The following is a 17,979-nucleotide window of genomic DNA, read 5'->3' as shown; positions in this document are numbered from 1 at the left end:
CGGGCTGTGACGACGGAACAGAAACAGCGTCTGTCTGCGATGGGGAAAGAGACACGCTAGTACCTCACTCTCGGATCGATAAGCGCCGCGATGATGTCAACCAAAAAATTGGTCACAGCCACTACAACCGCAAGGAGTGCAACAATCCCCTGAACCGCAACAAAGTCACGGGCTTGCAGGTACTGAGCGAGTTGGAACCCCAGCCCCTTCCACTCAAATGTGGTTTCGGTGAGCACAGCACCACCCAGCAACATCGCAATTTGCATTCCCATCACGGTAATAATGGGGATTAGGGCCGGCCGATAGGCGTGTTTACGCACCAGGCGAAACTCTACCACTCCCCGAGACCTTGCCGCACCAACATATTCCGTTGTAAGCGTGCTGATCATATTGGTGCGTACCAGGCGGAGAAACACCCCCGCAGTGAGAAGCCCCAGGGCGATTCCCGGTAGGACGGCGTGCAGCACCACGTCGGCGATGATTGCGGAGTTGCCCGTCTGTATCGCATCGATGAGGTATATCCCCGTCTTGTTGGGCAGCATCTGCATGTGGAGCTCGGCGGAGGTAGAGGCACGTCCCGCGACGGGCAGCGCCTTCAGCCACACTGAAAAAATCAGCTTTAATAACAGCCCGGCAAAGAAAACCGGAGTTGCGTAGCAGAGGATGGCAAAGATCCGTAGACCCGCGTCCGTGAACCGATCGCGCCGATATGCCGCGAGCATGCCCAGGGGAATCCCCACGATGAGGGCAACGATGAGGGCGTAAAAGGCAAGCTCCACCGTTGCCAGCCCGTAGGTGAGAAGCACCTGCGTGACCGGTTGATTATCGCTGAGGGTGGTTCCAAAGTCACCCGTAAAAACCTGCCCCAGGTATTCCAAGTACTGCACGATGAGGGGCCGATCATAACCGGCCGCGTGGATACGCTCCGCAAGCTGATCGCTGGAGAGGCGCCCCCCGAGTGCCGCGGTGAGCGGGTCACCCGTGGCACGCATCAGCAAAAAAAACAACGGTGACCAGAATAAAAATGGTGGGGATGATGAGGAGTGCCCGCACAATAATATATCTGCCAAGCCCGTGATTCTTTGTTGTTTTTACGGGCTTTTGTGGTGGCTGAACCGTGGTTGCCACCGTGCCCGAGTGATCTGAAGACATGGGTTCCATTCCGGTCTGAACGTGTATGTTCTCGTATTTGGGGTGGGCGGTAACTCCCAAAAACCGCCTACCCCGTATCAACCGCTTATCCGGCGATTAGTTCTTGGAGAGGGCTCCGTAGCGGAACTTAAACGACGCGTCGAGGGTGTCCGCCGCACCAAGAACATCGGTTCCCGTGATAGCAACCTGATCACCCTGGAGATACGGAACGGTCGAGAGATCAGCCGCAACGCTCTTCTGGATCTGCTCAATGAGGGCAACGCGTGCGTCGCGATCGGCCGTAGTGGCTTGCTGAACAATAAGGTTGTTTACCTCGGGATTGTCGTAGTGGTTCATCAGGAAATTATCCGTGAGGAAGAAGGGGGTGAGGTAGCTATCAGAGTCGGAGTAGTCGGGAAACCAGCCGAGCTGATAGGCGGGGTAGACATCTGAGGTGCGATCTTTAGAGTACTGCACCCACTCCGTTGTTTGCAGGTCAACCGAAAAGAGGCCGTCGGCCTCTAGCTGATCTTTGATAAGGGCATACTCGTCGCCGGACGATGGGCCATAGTGGTCGTTGCTGTACTGCAGACTCAGCTCTACCGGAATCTGCACCCCTGCCGCCTCAAGACGCGCCTTGGCCACTGCCGCATCGGGACCACCCTGCTTGTCACCGTACAGCTCTTTCAGAGACTCGTTCGCCCCGGTCAACCCGCTTGCCACGTAAGAGTAGAGAGGGGTGTAGGTTTCCTTGTAGACATCCTGGGCAATTTCGTCACGGTCGATCAGGTCGGCAACGGCCTGACGCACCGCAAGCGCCTTTGCCGAGTCGGCCTCGGGTGTTGACGCACCGTACGGTTGAGTATTGAAGTTGAACACGATGTAGCGGATCTCACCACCCGGGCCGTCCACCACGTTCACACTATCGTTATTTCGCAAATCTTCGATGTCCGTGGGAGAGAGGCTACGAAAAGCCACGTCAATGTTTCCCTCCTGAATATCAAGCTTCAGGTTGGGGGCACTGGTGTAGTAGCGAGTATTGACCACATCAGTTTTGGGGGCTCCCAGCAGTCCCTGATAGTTGGGGTTGCTCTCGTATCCGATCAGGGTGTTCTTCTGGTAGCTGGTGATGATGTATTGACCCGCAAAGGGCTTTTCCTGAACGATTTCGTCATCACTCAGAATTTTGTCTGCGGGGAAGACGTCTTTGTCAATTATCGGTCCCGCGGGGCTGGAGAGAACCTGAGGGAAGATCTGATCGTTGGCCTCTTTAAGCGTAAAAACAACTGTGGTGTCGTCGGGAGCGGAAACACTCTCCAGTGTTATAGAGAAGGGATGCCGGCCCCTCAGGGTCGTTAATCGCTAGCTGCCGATCAAACGTAAATTTAACGTCCTCGGAGGTGAGGTCATTGCCGTTTGCAAAGGTGAGGCCCTCTTTAAGAACAACGGTGTACTCGGTTGGTGAGGTGAACTCAGCGGAGACAGCGATATCCGGTTGAACATCCGGACTCCCCAGCGGTGTGTTCAGAAGAAAAGGATACACCTGATTCATCACGACAAAAGAAGCATTGTCGTACGCACCCGCGGGATCAAGGCTGACAACTTTATCGGTAGTACCGACAATGAGGCTATTACCCCCCCCCCCCCCCCCGCGAAGAGTCGTTAGAGCAGCCTGCGGCGATAAGAGCCAGGGCTGCAACACCGCTCAGAGTAGCTAGAAAACGCGTGGAAGCGTTCGCTTTGTGATCATGACGTTTAACCTCTTTTATTATCTTCGCTGATTATTCAAGAACTTATTACGGGAGAGCGCTTCACTCAACAGCGCAACTCACCTACACTCTAGCGCACGGGCTTCCCCTGGCGGAGTGTGTGGAAAAATACTACACCACGAAGGTGGGTAAAAGAGCCCTACGGTCGGAGCCTGCACCGCGTCGACGATGCCAACACCAAGACGCTAAACACGTTAGTCGAGAGACACCTCGGGATAAGATTCAACATATTTTTGACCATCGCTACCCAGGTAGGTAACAATCCGAGCGGGAAAATCCACGATGTAGTGAACCACTCCGGCTCCCCAGGCACCCTCTAAGAACTCGGGAAACGTCGTCTTTCCCGCCTGGTCACGTCTGAGCACTCGTACCAGTTCCTCCTGATCAAAGACAGGCACATCTGCAAGCCCACGGATCACCGGCTCTCCCTGTTGAACCACCACGCCGAGTTCCGTAAAATACAAGCTCTGTGCACCGGGAAGAAACCACTCATTACGGTAAACTCCTGCACGGTAAAGAACCTCCGCAAGGACGGGAAATCCACCTACCCCGGGGCGAACCTTCATCGCACGCTCCTGAGCCAGCCTCAACGCATTAATTGCAGCACTCATCTGCAATATCCTCCATTCATTAACACCAATACGACAACTCACACTGTCGCCATATAACAAGCAGCGACCCCACACTCATAGTTTTGGCTGCGCCGTCAAACCACAAGTAATTGGGGCACTTATAAAAAATATAATTAATAATGACTATACCGTTATGGCCCATTAAAACGTGTTAGTCACGCACCACGCTCACAATAATTCCGCATCAAATACACAAAGATCACCCATACACAGCCTGAGAAATCACCGTAGTTGCGGTAATATTTAAGGAGAAAATAATAATTAATCCTGATAAATTCCTGTCTCCTCGAACCCCAGGGAAGCAAATCATATGAGTAAGAACACATACGGCACAACAGAATACGACTGTGTAGTGGTGGGCGCGGGTCTGGCAGGCTTGGTGACCGCCCGCGACCTGCAACGTCGTGGACACAATGTTCTAGTAATAGAAGCCCAGGAGCGACTGGGCGGAAGAATGGTGGGCAAGTTTCTCCCCTCGGGACAGTGGATAGACTTGGGTGGGCAGTGGGTAGGCCCCACACAGGACCGTTTCTTAAGATTGCTTGACGAGTACAATCTGCCACGCTTTCCCTCTCCCCTCCTCGGCAATAGTGTTATGCTCTGGGGCGATGACCGCTACGAGTTCGCGGGGACATTCCCCGAGCAACCGACAGGAGCGCCCGGAGAGATCAGCGCTGAGGAATGGCACGATGCCAACCAGGCCTGGCAGAAATTCACCCGACTCGCCAAGACACTTCCCGACGGCCATCCAGGCAATGAGGGCGATAACCCACGCCTTGATAGTGACACCTTCGCTCGCTGGATTCACGACAACACAAAAACCGCGTTTGGAAACTGGTACCTTTCCTACATGACCCGAGCGGTGGGTTACCTCGGACCGGCGGAGCCCAACCAGATCTCTCTTCTGCACGCACTCTGGGGCCAAAAGAGCGCCGCACAGCAGGAGGACCCAGAAGAAGACCTCATTCACGGGGGTGCAGGACAGGTTCCCGCACTGATCGCCGCAGAGCTCACAAACTCCGTCCGCCTGGGTGAGCAGGTACGCGATATCACGCACAGCCCTTCCGGCGTTGAGGTTACCACCACACACGCGACGCACCGGGCCAAGTTTGTGGTACTTGCGATGCCCCCGCACCTCGCCGGCCACATCTCCTATCACCCACCACTTCCGGCCCGACGCGAACAACTTATGCAACGCGTTCCCATGGGAACCTGCGCAAAGGTTCTTGTCTCATATGATCGCCCCTTCTGGCGAGAAAAAGGACTCTCCGGCTACGGCTTTGGGAACCAAAAGTGGATTGAGCTCATTGCTGATAGCTCTGACCCCACTACGGGTGTTGGGGTTCTTGCCACGTTTGTCGTGGGGAACCGCTATGGCCGCTGGTCCGAGCTCTCCGACGAAGATCGCCGCGCGGCCGTTCTCGGAGACTTCGCCAACTACCTCGGAGAAGAAGCGCTCTCACCCGTGACCTACGACGAGGCCGACTGGCCTCGCGACCCCTGGGCCGGAGGTGCCTTTGCCGCGTTCATGCCCCCCGGATTGTGGAGCAACTTCGGCGATGTGCTCACTGCCCCGGTCGGTCGCATTTATTGGGCAGGAACCGAGATGGCGGATCGCTGGGCTGGTTTCTTCGACGGAGCAGTTCGCACGGGCGAAGAGGTCGCGCGCGCCATCTCTGCACGACTCTAATTCACTTGCCGATACGGTGCGAGAGGAACCCGCAACAGCAGAGGACCCTCTCGCACCACTCGGATAGTCCAAGCCCAGCTTTCCCTGTTAAGCCCGTTCCGCAAGCCAAGGGGAGTCTCACCAAGACAGTGCCCAAAACCATCGGGTAAGCGACCAGCAAAAACCGGCACATGATTTCACCCACACAGGAGATGATTTGTAAATCACGCGTAAGCTATATCCCGACTCATCAAAAATGTGCGCCCGAAGGGATTCGAACCCCTGGCCTTCTGATCCGTAGTCAGACGCTCTATCCAGCTGAGCTACGGGCGCATGCTTTGCCGGCTCATTTTGAGCCAAGAACGATACTACCTTACAAAGCACCTCAATGTGAAATCACAACCAGAAACTTTCTCGCCAGACGCCGAGAAGCCACGCCAATTTTAGCCTTTGCTCATTATCACGTGAATTTCCGGATAGTCAAAACTGTGTAAGTTTGAGCTTCCGAATAACTACCGCGGCTATCAACTCTTGCCCAAAAGGGTGTTATTAGGAACCATGACGATCCAATGGTATTACGCTGTGAGATACCCCTCTGCGTTAGACACATCGAGGAGCGGGCAAAAAACAAAGACATCGGCCCATAAGAGTTATCGACAGGGAGGTTATTGTGAGCGATTTCAGCGATATCCAAGCCCGAGAGCAAGGCCTCAACCCTCGACTCACCTCCAGACAAATGGGCATGATTGCCCTGGGCGGGGCAATAGGAACAGGTCTCTTTCTCGGGAGCAAGTTTGCAATCGGTTTGGCCGGCCCCAGCGTTATTTTGAGCTACATCATCGGTGGTTTTATTGCGTTCTTACTCATGGGATGTCTCGCCGAAATGACGATCACACACTCAACCTCTGGGTCCTTTGGAGCCTATGCCGAATATTACATAGGGCCCCTCATGGGCTATCTCGTACGTTACCTGTATTGGTCGTGCGTTGTTCTCGCCGTAGGAACGGAGGTGACAGCAATCGGTGAATACATGGGATTTTGGTTCCCTCATGTTCCGTCTTGGATCTGGGTGGTGATCTTTGCCGGAGCACTCATCTTCGTAAATGCCCTGAACGTTAAGACGTTTGGAACACTAGAATATTGGTTCTCCAGCATCAAAGTTTTTGCCATCCTGGCCTTTATCGTGGTGGGGATCTTTGTTATTTTTGACGATCAAGAACCGGGGGCAGGCTTTCATAACCTTTTTGAAGGTGCGGGATTTTTTGCCAACGGATTCACCGGAATGTGGTTTGCGGTTATTGTGTCGATCTTTAGCTACCTGGGTATCGAGATGATCGCTGTGGCAGCGGGTGAGGCCAAGGATCCGGATCAGGCTGTACGCAAGGCGTTTAAAGCTACCGTCCTGCGCCTGATAATTTTTTATGTTCTCACAATCACCCTGATCGTGGCGATCGTTCCCACCGCACAACTTCTGGCGGGTGGGAGTCCGTTTGTGACCGTCATGGAGTTTGTGGGAATTCCCTACGCGGGTAGCGTGCTCAACTTTATCGTGATCGTTGCGGCGCTCTCCGCCATGAACAGTCAGCTTTATATTTCCACCCGCATGATGTTCAGCCTGTCACGCGCGGGGGATGCTCCGCGATTCCTCGGTCGAGTGAGAAAAAACGGCGCCCCCGTAAACGCCCTTCTTGCGTCAACGGCGGGCATCGCCGTTGCCACGGTGGTCAGCATACTAATTCCTGATCAGGCAGTTGTGACCATGATTGCTATCTCGCTATTCGGCGCGATGTTCACCTGGATGGTTGTCTTTATAACGCACTGGTTTTTTCGGCGGCGGCTCACAGCCGAGGGCAAAAGACTCAGCTTCAGAATGCCGGGCTTTCCCGTGGGAACTCTGCTCGGCGCTTTTCTTATGTTCGCAACCATGGTCACCACAATTTTTACGGAAGAGTTTCGGATGACGCTAATTGTTGGCGTCCCCACGCTACTGCTTGTGGTGCTGATGTACTTTGTGACGGGTCGCCACAAAGGCACCGGTCCTCGGCCGTCCCCGGGACCTGCGGGTGCCGCCTCCCAGAAAGCTTAGACCCTTCGTTTTGCAGCGCTGGGCTGTCGCCGTGCAAGCATCACAACCAGAGCACCGGTCGTTAGAAGGATGATCGCCACAAAAGAGAACAACGTTGCCCCCTCAAACCCGGTCATCGCTAGCCCGTTCTTTGTATCCTCAGGCGAGGCCTCACTCGGGAATCCCAGTGCCATCGGACCGTTCTCCGGTATAGTCTCCGGGGTTGCCCCCTCGGGAATTGGGTTTGGCTCCACAGCGCCCGGTTGCTCCGGATTACCTCCGGGTGGAATCTCCGGTGTAGAAGCGACGTTCAGGACGGCCGGTGCGGTAGTCACCACACCAAGATCGTTACTGAAACGGGCTCGATAGTGGCTTCCATTATCATCCTCGCTCACCGTAACGCGCATCGTATCCGAAGCTTCCCCGGGGACGTCAGTGAAAATTTCGCTTCCTGCCTCTGCAATCTGCCACCGCACCGTCGGCGCGGGTAGGGCACGAGCCGTTGCCACAAACTCTACTTCTTCTCCCACCTCCGCGGTTACATCAGTCGGTTGATGTGTCACCCGCGGTGCGGTGTGGGGGCCGCTAATAACCGACACCGCAAAAGAAGTGACGTAGGCAGCACTTCCGTCAGGGTTGACCGCCACGTCGGTCGGGGAGTAGGAAAGACCGGTAATCATGCTTTTCTGCGTGTGGGTGGGAACATCCACCACCAGAACGGATTTGTCTATAAAACTAGCAATATAGGCAGTGTCCCCGTCGGGGCTGAATGCCACCTCACTCGTGAACACCGTGTAGAGTCCCGCAATAGTCCCCACCTGCTCGTGAGTAGTAGCGTCCACCACAGCCACCTGGCCTCTGACGCCGTAGGAGGTGATGTACGCAAATTTGCCGTCCGGTGTAAATGCCATTCCTGACGGCGTTCTCCCGGTGTAGTTAGAAACAGTAGCGGTCTGAGTATGAGTACCCACATCCACCACAGCGACACCACCATTGTTGTGATCCCGGTTGCCGATGTAGGCGGTACTCCCATCGGGGCTAAAGGCGATCCCCAGCGGTGACCTCACCGCCAAGTTCTTCACCTCGCCCACCTGAGCGTGCTCGGCCACATCAATCACAGAAACCGAGTTGCTGCTCATATTGCCAACGTAGGCAAACCGCCCATCCGGGCTTATTTCCAGGTTTGTGGGTCGCTCTCCCACAAAGCCTTTGACCTCCTGCACCTGAGCGTGATAGGTCGTATCGATCACGGTAACCGAATTACTAAATTGGTTGGCGACGTATGCGGTTTTTCCATCGGGAGTGAACGCTACGCCGTATGGAGCGTCCCCCGTAAAGCCCTGGACATGCTTTATCTGCTTGTGTGTTACCGCGTCAATTACCGATACGGAGTTCGTTAGCCCGTTGGTGCTGTAGGCAATTTTTCCATCGGGACTAAAAGCCACCTGAGTGGGGTAATTACCCTTGTACCCAGAAACATCGGCGAACCATATGTTTGGGATATTTGGGATGGCCGCACTGGCCGGGGCTACCCCCAGCATCACCAGCGCCACCGTGGCCGCCACAAAAACACCCAACACCCGTCCCAACCAACGAAAGCGCCCAGAAAACACAGTCGTGGCTGCCCTGTCGATAACCTTCAGTTCATAACCTGAACCAGAAATTCTGGCCATGTCTCAAACACCCCCACGCAAAGACAATAAGATAACTCGTAAAACCCGGGTTCCCCAACCCACACGCACCTATATAATCGACAATATTACCCTCAGAACCTGAAGGTTTGTTGAATTACTTGAGACTTTTGTTTTATCGACGTGCCCTCAGTCGGGACGCCCACAGCACCACGCCCGCAAGAGCCAACGCACCGCTCAAAATACCCGACGGTAACGGATCAGCAATACCGGTGTTGGCAAGCTGGCCACTGCCGTTGGCACCGGGTTGTCCTGGAATAATATTCGGCTCCGGCAAAACGTTCGGGCTCGGAGGTATGGACGGTGTTGATTCCTGCACTATCTGACCGGAAAAGGCTATCGTCTGCGGTGGGTTAATAGTGTTCACCCACTCCCAGGTCAGAGTATTCGAACCGCTAGTTGTGTAAGTCCACGATAATCCGCCGGGGAGAATCTCTGCCGAACCGCTCTGCGGGCTTACTGGAACCCGATCAAACCTACCGCTGTACCCGATGAGGGGAGTTTCCTGAACAACACCCGCGGAAATAGGGGGAAGAGTAATTGTTTGCTCTCGTCCTCGTATCTCTGTACCCCGGATGGCCGCCGGGTAAAGCGAAGACACATCACTAATCTGATTGCTGTACAGCCACAGAAACTCGAGGGCCCCTAGATTTGCCAACGGGGTAACGTCACTCACCAGATTATCGTTGAGAAACAGGCTCCGGAGGTTTACCAGATGCGCCAACGGAGCGAGATCGCTAATCTGGTTATTGTCCAGGAACAAAAATCCCAGATTTGTCAGTTCCGCTAACGGAGCGATGTCACTAATCTGGTTATGCGCCAGAGACAGTTGCTCGAGGTTTTCCAGCGGCACGAGCGAACTAACATCGCTAATCTGATTGTTGCCTAGGAACAAGCCAAAAAGATTATTCAACCCTGCTAACGGAGCGATGTCACTAATCTGATTACCGGCTAGGGACAAGGCATCGAGGCGGCTCAGTGCTGCCAAAGGAGCAACGTTATTGATCTGGTTATTTCCCAGCATGAGGTATGTAAGGTTCGTAAAGGACTGAATCCCCTCAATACTTACAATCCCCTTTGCGTGGCACTCTAGGGCATCTAACGATTCTGCCTGGTTCACCGTGATGGCAGCATCCGGAGCTTGTCCAAGCCTCTCATTGATACACGCTTTAAAACTTGCGTCGGGAATCACAACGTCGACAGCACTCGCCGACGACGCACAAACCAGCATCCCCGCTGTGGTAGTGACAATAAATACTCCCGCCAACACAAAACGACTCATTATTTTCATACATTACTTCCAATGTTTACAGTGATATTCACCACTCAAGAAAAACTTAAGCTCTGGATAAAATCCATCAGCAATATGTCATTTTCAAATAATTTTAGAGCATAATGTGCAAGAATTGGAACAAGAACGCTACACTTCCCACCGAATTTGTCTGCGTTGCCCACACGATACCGTGGCGACAAGAGCAATCGCTCCGCCTCAAACACCAAATAGCAACACATCGGGAGCACCGGTATTTGCACGTTTGCCACCACACAAGCCCCCATCACCACCCTGCCCCAAACCCACACTCAGATCCGGGAGGATACCCGGGGTTGAGCCAGGACAGAGACCAGGGTTAATGGGTGATATTGAGTCCTGAGCTATCTCCGCGGAAAAAGTCACTGTGAACGCGGGTTAATAGCGTTATCCCAGTTCCAGCCAAAACATTCGGATCACTGGCCGTGTACGTCCACCCTAACCCGCAGGGAGAGACCTCAGTGGGACCACTCTGCGTGCTCACAGGAACCAGGTCAGACCTAGCACTACACCAAATAACGGGGTCCTGCTGATCAGTACCCACCTCGATAGAAGGCAAAACGATCCTTTACCCGTATCCCCAAATCTCTGTCCCCAGGGCCACCAGCGGGTATAGAAGAAGAAACATCGCCAATCTGATTCCTGTGCAGGTAAAGAAGCTAAAGTCCCGTCAACCCCGAACAATCTTAGATTGCGAGCAAAGAAAAATATAGAACATCTGACTTCTAAATGGAAGTGCAACACTAGAGTGTAAGTTAGTTGTCTAGACCATTACCGAAGGGCTGTGGTTTCTTTTGCACACATTACCGCCATCTCACGCTTGATGCCAGAATCATGATCAAGAAACTTCTGGATCATCAAGTATCTTATGCTCAACCCAGCAGTGAGTTTGGTGTTCACCGCTCTACGATTAGCCGAGAGATCACGCGTCGTTTCTGGCAACCGGAACACGATCATGCGAATCTTCACACACATTCCCGGAACAAAATCAAAACCAGAAACCCTCACGACCATCTCATCTCGCAAGCCAGGCACACCCACAACGCGATGATTCGTCGCACTCGTTCGCCTCAGCCCCACCGGATGCGACATGACCCGTTGATCACCTGGTTGACCTCACAGATGCGACGAAAATGGACACCAGAATAAATCAGCGGATGGTTACCCGCAAGCTCCCCTACGACAAACATACGTGAGCCAGTCTCGAAACAGTGTGTGCGTGGATCTACTTCCCGGCTCAGCAGCATCTTAGGTCATGACAGCACCTTTCTCGGGAACACAAGAAACGCCGCCTTATCAGAGGCAAAACGTGAACACACATCAGATTCACTACCGGTTATCTATCCATGATATGACCCTAAAGAGTTAATTCATGAGAAGAGTTTAGGCACTGGGAATCAGGCAGCGTCCTGGGACCCCACTGTAGCGACGGGGTTCGCTCAACAGTCACGTAAATCCCGCCACTATGTGGGCTCCCAAAAATTTCTATAGCAGATGTATATCAAGCGGAGGACTCTGCATCGTTACCTTGGATCATGCGGCAACATCAACAACCCGGTTCTTCTGTAAAATCAGAACTCCAAGGTTTTCCAACCCAGCCAACGGAGCAACATCAACAATCTGATTATCACGCAAATCCAGAACTCCAAGGTTTTCCAACCCAGCCAACGGAGCAACATCAACAATCTGATTATCACGCAAATCCAGAACTCCAAGGTTTTCCAACCCAGCCAACGGAGCAACATCAACAATCTGATTACCAGACAAACATACCTTCGCAAGGTTCTTCAACCCAGCCAACGGAGCAACATCAACAATCTGATTACCAGACAAATATAGCTTCGCAAGGTTTTCCAACCCAGCCAACGGAGCAACATCAACAATCTGATTACCAGACAAATATAGCTTCGCAAGGTTTTCCAACCCAGCCAACGGAGTTATATCAACAATCTGATTACCAGACAAACATACCTTCGCAAGGTTCTTCAACCCAGCCAACGGAGCAACATCAACAATCTGGTTAACAGTCAGATACAGGTCCGTAAGATTTTCCAACCCAGCCAACGGAGTTATATCAATAATCTGATTAAAATTCAAATACAAGTCCGTGAGATTTGTAAACCCTTCAATCCCTTTAACGCTTTTAATACCCGCGCCTCTACAGCTCAACCTATCCAGGTTTTTTGCCTCCTGCAGCGTAATAACATCGTTTTCGCCTTTATCAAGGGCGTTGTGAATACACGCCCTAAAATTATCGTCACTTATCTGCACCAGATCGGCCGAGACATCCCGCATATCAGCTACCTGTGCCTTAGGCATAACCACATCATTAGCACGTGCAGACGATACCCCGAAGAACATCCCGACAACAAGAACACCGAGCGCTCCCACGCCTATAAGCTGGTATATCTTTCTCAACATGACTTTCCTTTTCAATAAAAGACCTAATCAAACTATCGCAATATACATTATTTGAATAGATTATCATTATCCACCTAAACCTATACAAAGAAAACAGACCACGCCCTTCTGAGCTATCCTTGGCACAGGAATAACAATGTCCGCCGGAGTCAATACGCTGCGGGATAACAAACAGGGGCCTTTGCCTCGGGGTCTTGTCTGATTAACGTTGGGTAGGTCGGTCTGATCCATAAGGAATAAAGACTATGACCACGATTACCGATACCGTGTCGGATAACAAGATGATTGATCCAGTGGCCGGAGAAATCATTGATCAGAAAGAACTCGCAGCCCAGCTTTTAGCGCAGGCCCAGGAACAAGGCGTCAGCCTGGTAGGTCCCGGCGGGTTACTCTCGAGCCCCAACTAAAACTGTGTTGGAATCCGCGCTCGAAGCAGAACTGACTGAACACCTCGGTCACTAACCTGGTGATACCCCCACCAGGACAAATCACCGCAACGGAACCCGAGCAAAAACCGTGCTCACCGAGATCGGTCCAGTCAAGATTGACGTTCCCAGGGATCGGGAAGCATCATTTAAACCCATGATCGCACCCGAGCGTAAACGCTGTTTAGGTGGAACCTGTGAGATGGTGCTCTCGTTAACCGTGCGAGGATTGACCACCGAAAGACACAAGCGCATTTCGAAGAGATGGGTCTGGTGCACATTTAGGTGACAGTTTTGTCAGGCAGCGAGTGCGACCTATTTATTCATGATGGCTTCATACTCGACCGGTGTCAAACAACAAAGCCGCGCCTGTCTACGCCGTCGATGATAGGCACGCTTAATCCAAATCACGATCGCGACCCCCAACTCTTCCCGGGTATACCAGGCTCGACGATTCAAAATGTTCTTCTGAAGCGCACTAAAGAACGATTCCATCACCACGTTACCCCCAGCAGCACCCACACGTCCCACCGAGCCAATCATCCCGTGACTCGTAAGAACACACTGTAGTTTCCCGCTGCGAAACCGCGACCCACGATCCGTATGCAGCACACATCCAGTCACCTCTCCGAGGTCAAGGACGGTGCCGTAAGGTGGTTGAGTGCAAAAATAACCCCTCAGCCGTGAGCTCAAGGACATGATCCATTGTGGGACCCATACTCAATGAACTGCCAGCTGGTGTTACCGCGGACGGCAACCCACAGATCACGAACACCCAAAATGGTCTCCCTTGGTTTAGCCGATCATAAGGTCGTAATCCGGGCCCCCGTACGCCGATTCGACCGAGCCGCGAGTGTGTGGCTGTGTTACAAACACTGTAAGACCACCCAAGACCCTACTAGTGCGGTACTTCCCGTATATTCGCATTCGGGGTTTCCTCACGACTCCGAACCATTTCACCGCCTGTGTTACGTGTTACACAATCGGTCCCAGCGCACACTCCCTATTGCCGGGGAAAACGGACGACCAAACGCTGATCGCGATCTGGACGTCCCTACCTGTTTTACTCGACAAGCCAGTCGAGTAAAACTTTGTTAATCTCGGTTTTGTGTGTTGTAAGCAGGCCGTGAGGTGCACCCTCGATTTCAACATACTTTGCTGTTGGTAGAGCTGCGCGGAATCGACGTCCGGTCGCATCAATTGGCAGAATATTGTCGGCCGTTCCGTGCACGATGAGTGCGGGAATATCTATCTTGGGAATGTCTTGGCGAAAATCGGTCGGCCAGGTGAGTGGTGCCGCAGCGGAAGCGATCGGTCCGGAACCAGCGGCTACTTTCCAGGAGTTTCGTACCGCTTCTTCGCTGATTCGAGTTCCGAGATTTTCTTCGAGATTGTAAAATTCGTGGTAAAAATTCGTGAAGTAGGAGTAGCGATCCTGCTTGACGGTATCGGCGATTTCCTCGAAGAAAGACATCGGCGCGGCCCCATCGAGATTGTCGTCAGTGATTGCCAAGAACGGTTCGAGCGAGGCAAGGAATGCTACCTTCTCAATACGCTCTGACCCATATGTCGAAAGGTAACGCGCGATCTCACCGGTACCCATCGAGAAACCCACAAGAATCGCATCCCTCAGATCGAGGGTCTCGATGAGCGTGTTGAGATCAGCAGCAAATGTATCGTAATCGTACCCGGTGGATGGCTGCGACGACCGTCCGAACCCTCGGCGGTCGTAGGTGATAACGCGGTACCCAGCATCAAGAAGCACGGGAACCTGACCTTCCCATGAATTGCCATCGAGCGGAAAGCCGTGTATCAGCACGATCGGCTGACCCGATCCTTTGTCTTCATAGTGCAGCGTAATATCAAGGCTATTCTCGATGCCTACCGTAATTATGCCCATAACACATGATCCTTCCAGATTGAGCGAGAACGATCGTTCTCTTGGTTATTATAAATATAGAGAACGATTGTTCTCAGCGCAAGCTGCGCCGAGAAAAACCCAGAAATGGAACACCTCATGCCGGAAACAACCTCCCAACCGACCACCGATGATGTTCGAACCCGCATTATCAAAACGGCTGACGAACTCTTCTACAGCAGAGGCATTCAAGCCGTTGGCATGGACGAGATCCGTACCGTTGCGGAGGTATCGCTCAAACGGCTCTACGCCGAATTCCCAGGCAAAGACAAACTTATAGTGGCTGTTCTAGGTGAACGGCACACTATTTGGGAACATGGCATCACTTTAGCGGTCGATGCTGCAACAACCCCCCGTGACAAACTCCTGGCAATGTACGACTTCCTCGAATCCTGGTTCAGTGACACCGGTTTTCGCGGTTGCGGCTTCATCAACGCTTTCGGCGAACTCGGTGCAACCTCCTCTGCGGTCTCCGCCGCCGCTAAGCAACACAAGCAATCATTCCAAGAATCCGTGATCCCTCTCGCAGCTGATGTTGTTCCAAATACTGCTCTAGCACATGAACTTGCCGCTCAGCTCGCGCTCCTAGCCGAAGGTGCGCAAACAACTGCCGCTATCGCCGGCACCCCCAAAGCCGCAATACACGCTCGCCGGGCGGCAGCAACCCTCATCGACGCAACCATCGCCCAAAACCGCCGCAACGACACATTTTGATTGATGCTACCCCTTTCGTACAATCTCGTCAGAATGCTTCTGACCGGTTACCGAGGCCGAGTTTGCGGTCAACATCTGATATTGCCCGACCGTGTCCGACTTGCTCAGTCACCCATTTCGCGCATCGCGTGGTGAGCAGACAACTCTTGGCTGCGATTCGGTGATCGGTGAGTGTCCAGGTGTGTCGTGGACACTGCGGGGACGGGCACCAGAGTCGGTGTTTACGCCACGCGAGTGTGATCTTTGTTCCGAACGCGGGGAGATCGGTATAACGCACGATGGGACGGTCTTTGATACGCCCACGAGTGTTACACGACGGGCATACCGGGTTCACCCGGGCTAGCTCGATCACGAGTTCCACACGGGGGCCTGTGCGTTGGTACGCGAGTACTCGAATCTTCTTCAACCCCACGAGTGTGTGGAGAATACGAGTAGGATCGGTATGGACGAGGGTATTTGTGTTTTTGATGGTCACACTTCAAGACTGCGATACCCTCGTTCTTTATACGTGCATAGCCACGCCAGACATACAACAAAACACTAAACACCCCGCCAAAATCCGAAGAGCCACGCGGCGATCTGAGGCTTCGCTTTCAAAGCGTTCCCCACCTCAACCGTGTTCGGCGAACATAGTTCTCGGCCTTCATGCTGGCCCCAATCGCCGCATTCACTGCTAAATCACAATTCCGTCTGACCACCAGGCTCAAAAAGGTTGATTTCCGGTGCTAGATTGGCGGAGACGGAGGGATTTGAACCTGACGTGCACTCTCAATTCCGTAGGGAACCCTGGATTTTCTGACTTTTTAAGCTATTTTTTAGCCGTTTTAGCCGTTCTAAACGATAAGAGCGCCCAAAATGTAGGATGATCCTACCAACGATTTGCGCCCTATGAACCTCCTCAAAACCGCGAATGGCCATAGTATTGCAGACTAAAGATTTAATGTGATTGACACATAAGAATTTTAGGGCAAAAATTATGGCTTATCGGTTTCACCAATCAACCACCCCACTGTAGTTTCAAGCTGCTCGGCTAGGGCCACAACGTCACGCAAAAACCACGGTCGCTGACCGTGAATCTTTCGGTGGAACTCACTCGGATCCATCCCTAAAGCACGCGCAATCGCCGCATTCGACCGGAAACGTCCATACATCCGCTCATGCACACGAGCGCGCAGAACTTCTCCAACCTCAGTCATCCCACCAGCATACGACACTTTTCGGCAATATTGACTATTTATCAATAGTATTGCTAATGTGTCATTTAGGCCAACCGGAAGACCTACATTACATATTGACCTTTACAAGAGACCGCAAGAACATAAAAGCAAAGCTTTTTGACAAAAAGAAAACTTAGGGGTAAAAAATGATAAAAGATAAATTATTTGAATTTAAACATAAAAAACTCTTAGCGATTCTTCTTGCTGGCGGCTTAGCAATAACTGGCGGTGGGATATACGCCGGGATTGCAATCTCTAATGCAAACCGAGGGGTCTGCTGCACGTCACCGTCACAGGAATCCCTGTCACAGCGAGCTCAGTCACGAGCGGGTAGAGTCTTTTCCCGGTAGGTTTGCTTGTGATAAATATGCTGCTGCTCGTCGTAATATCTCGTTCTCTTGCTCGAGTAGACGAATTCGTTTTCGTAGCTCACGGCTCTCGACTTCTTCAGCACGAGACTGGTCCGATGCTGTTCCCTCGTCGACCAGTGCACGACGCATCCAAGTATGTACTGTCATGGGGTGAACACCGAAGTCTTCCGCGATCTGCTTGATCGTGATACCAGGTTCACAGCTCCGTACGACGCGCACAACATCGTCACGGAACTCTTTCGGATAAGGCTGAGGCATGATGCCATCCTTCCAGGCTTACCTCCATAAGCAAGCCAGATCAGATGTCACCCAAACATGCAGCAGACCCGCTTACATAAATTATAAAAAATCACTAAAATTGTCAAAATAACACAATGAACTGTGAGGAGGTGTAAAGCAAATGCACGATCTCGATAAACAAGATGAAGAAATCGCAGAGCTAATTGCCGAAATTCGAAGCTACCGTGGCAATACGCATGGTGCCGGTTGGTAAACGTGCCACGTTCTCTATAAATCTCGCTTGGCCTCATCATGGAAGTGAGGCCAAGCGAGAACTTTGATGAGCTACCTACAGCAACTAACTAGTATTAGTTTTACATTTATCGTTCTAGCAAAAGGAAGTCAATGCCGACACACGCTTTCGAAAG

General features: G+C 52.5%; 12 protein-coding genes, 1 tRNA gene and 3 pseudogenes. 5 read left to right on the top strand and 11 right to left on the bottom strand.

The genetic code is table 11. From position 1 onward, the window contains the following. Positions 1-56 precede the first annotated feature (56 nt). The 3 genes and pseudogenes from FrondiHNR_RS01430 to FrondiHNR_RS01420 all read right to left on the bottom strand — a co-directional run bounded on the left by FrondiHNR_RS01430 (position 57) and on the right by FrondiHNR_RS01420 (position 3,511). Positions 57-1,128, bottom strand: a pseudogene (locus FrondiHNR_RS01430) (ABC transporter permease). Between the two features lie 120 nt (positions 1,129-1,248). Further along, a pseudogene (locus FrondiHNR_RS01425) lies at positions 1,249-2,813 on the bottom strand (ABC transporter substrate-binding protein). Positions 2,814-3,094: 281 nt separating this feature from the next. After that, positions 3,095-3,511, bottom strand: a complete 417-nt coding sequence (locus FrondiHNR_RS01420; RefSeq protein ID WP_279353476.1) for a DUF1398 family protein — start codon at positions 3,509-3,511, stop codon at positions 3,095-3,097. Between the two features lie 331 nt (positions 3,512-3,842). Between FrondiHNR_RS01420 and FrondiHNR_RS01415 the strand changes: the two genes are divergently transcribed. Beyond that, positions 3,843-5,222 (top strand): flavin monoamine oxidase family protein, encoded by a 1,380-nt coding sequence (locus tag FrondiHNR_RS01415; RefSeq protein WP_279353475.1) that lies wholly within the window; start codon positions 3,843-3,845, stop codon positions 5,220-5,222. A 238-nt stretch (positions 5,223-5,460) separates the two neighbouring features. On the opposite strand, the gene FrondiHNR_RS01410 is transcribed toward FrondiHNR_RS01415, so the two are convergent. Continuing rightward, positions 5,461-5,534 (bottom strand) — tRNA-Arg (locus FrondiHNR_RS01410). Positions 5,535-5,871: 337 nt separating this feature from the next. Here FrondiHNR_RS01410 and FrondiHNR_RS01405 point away from each other — a divergent pair. Then, a complete protein-coding gene (locus FrondiHNR_RS01405) occupies positions 5,872-7,287 on the top strand; it encodes an amino acid permease (RefSeq protein ID WP_279353474.1) in 1,416 nt (471 codons plus the stop codon). Here the strand turns inward: FrondiHNR_RS01405 and FrondiHNR_RS01400 are convergent. The 3 genes from FrondiHNR_RS01400 to FrondiHNR_RS01390 form a co-directional block, all read right to left on the bottom strand. Next, positions 7,284-8,939 (bottom strand): beta-propeller fold lactonase family protein, encoded by a 1,656-nt coding sequence (locus tag FrondiHNR_RS01400; RefSeq protein ID WP_279353473.1) that lies wholly within the window; start codon positions 8,937-8,939, stop codon positions 7,284-7,286. The two genes, FrondiHNR_RS01405 and FrondiHNR_RS01400, sit on opposite strands and share 4 nt — an antisense overlap. 133 nt (positions 8,940-9,072) lie before the next feature. Then, positions 9,073-10,248 carry a leucine-rich repeat domain-containing protein gene (locus FrondiHNR_RS01395; protein WP_279353472.1) on the bottom strand — a complete coding sequence of 392 codons (1,176 nt, stop codon included), beginning with the start codon at positions 10,246-10,248 and terminating at the stop codon, positions 9,073-9,075. Positions 10,249-11,799: 1,551 nt separating this feature from the next. Beyond that, positions 11,800-12,687: a leucine-rich repeat domain-containing protein gene (locus FrondiHNR_RS01390; RefSeq protein ID WP_279353471.1), complete on the bottom strand. Its 888-nt coding sequence runs from the start codon at positions 12,685-12,687 to the stop codon at positions 11,800-11,802. Between the two features lie 245 nt (positions 12,688-12,932). Here FrondiHNR_RS01390 and FrondiHNR_RS01385 point away from each other — a divergent pair, with 245 nt between their 5' ends. Beyond that, entirely contained in the window at positions 12,933-13,094 is a 162-nt protein-coding gene (locus FrondiHNR_RS01385) for a hypothetical protein (protein ID WP_279353470.1), read from the top strand. Positions 13,095-13,203: 109 nt separating this feature from the next. Further along, positions 13,204-13,401, top strand: coding sequence for a transposase (locus tag FrondiHNR_RS01380; RefSeq protein ID WP_279353469.1), 198 nt, complete (start codon positions 13,204-13,206; stop codon positions 13,399-13,401). Between the two features lie 26 nt (positions 13,402-13,427). Here the strand turns inward: FrondiHNR_RS01380 and FrondiHNR_RS01375 are convergent. After that, positions 13,428-13,724: pseudogene (locus FrondiHNR_RS01375) on the bottom strand (IS3 family transposase); the annotation flags it as partial. Between the two features lie 451 nt (positions 13,725-14,175). After that, positions 14,176-15,012 (bottom strand): alpha/beta hydrolase, encoded by an 837-nt coding sequence (locus FrondiHNR_RS01370; protein WP_279353468.1) that lies wholly within the window; start codon positions 15,010-15,012, stop codon positions 14,176-14,178. A gap of 117 nt (positions 15,013-15,129) precedes the next feature. On the opposite strand from FrondiHNR_RS01370, the gene FrondiHNR_RS01365 reads away from it, so the two are divergent. Next, positions 15,130-15,744, top strand: a complete 615-nt coding sequence (locus tag FrondiHNR_RS01365; protein ID WP_279353467.1) for a TetR/AcrR family transcriptional regulator — start codon at positions 15,130-15,132, stop codon at positions 15,742-15,744. Positions 15,745-16,718: 974 nt separating this feature from the next. Here the strand turns inward: FrondiHNR_RS01365 and FrondiHNR_RS01360 are convergent. Further along, a complete protein-coding gene (locus tag FrondiHNR_RS01360; protein ID WP_279353466.1) occupies positions 16,719-16,940 on the bottom strand; it encodes a helix-turn-helix domain-containing protein in 222 nt (73 codons plus the stop codon). Positions 16,941-17,281: 341 nt separating this feature from the next. Beyond that, positions 17,282-17,590 (bottom strand): transposase, encoded by a 309-nt coding sequence (locus tag FrondiHNR_RS01355; protein WP_279353465.1) that lies wholly within the window; start codon positions 17,588-17,590, stop codon positions 17,282-17,284. Positions 17,591-17,979 lie beyond the last annotated feature (389 nt).

The organism is Lysinibacter sp. HNR (genome assembly GCF_029760935.1).
Lineage (GTDB): Bacteria > Actinomycetota > Actinomycetes > Actinomycetales > Microbacteriaceae > HNR.
Note: the sequence above shows the minus strand (reverse complement) of the source record. Positions and strands in the feature narration are given on the sequence as shown.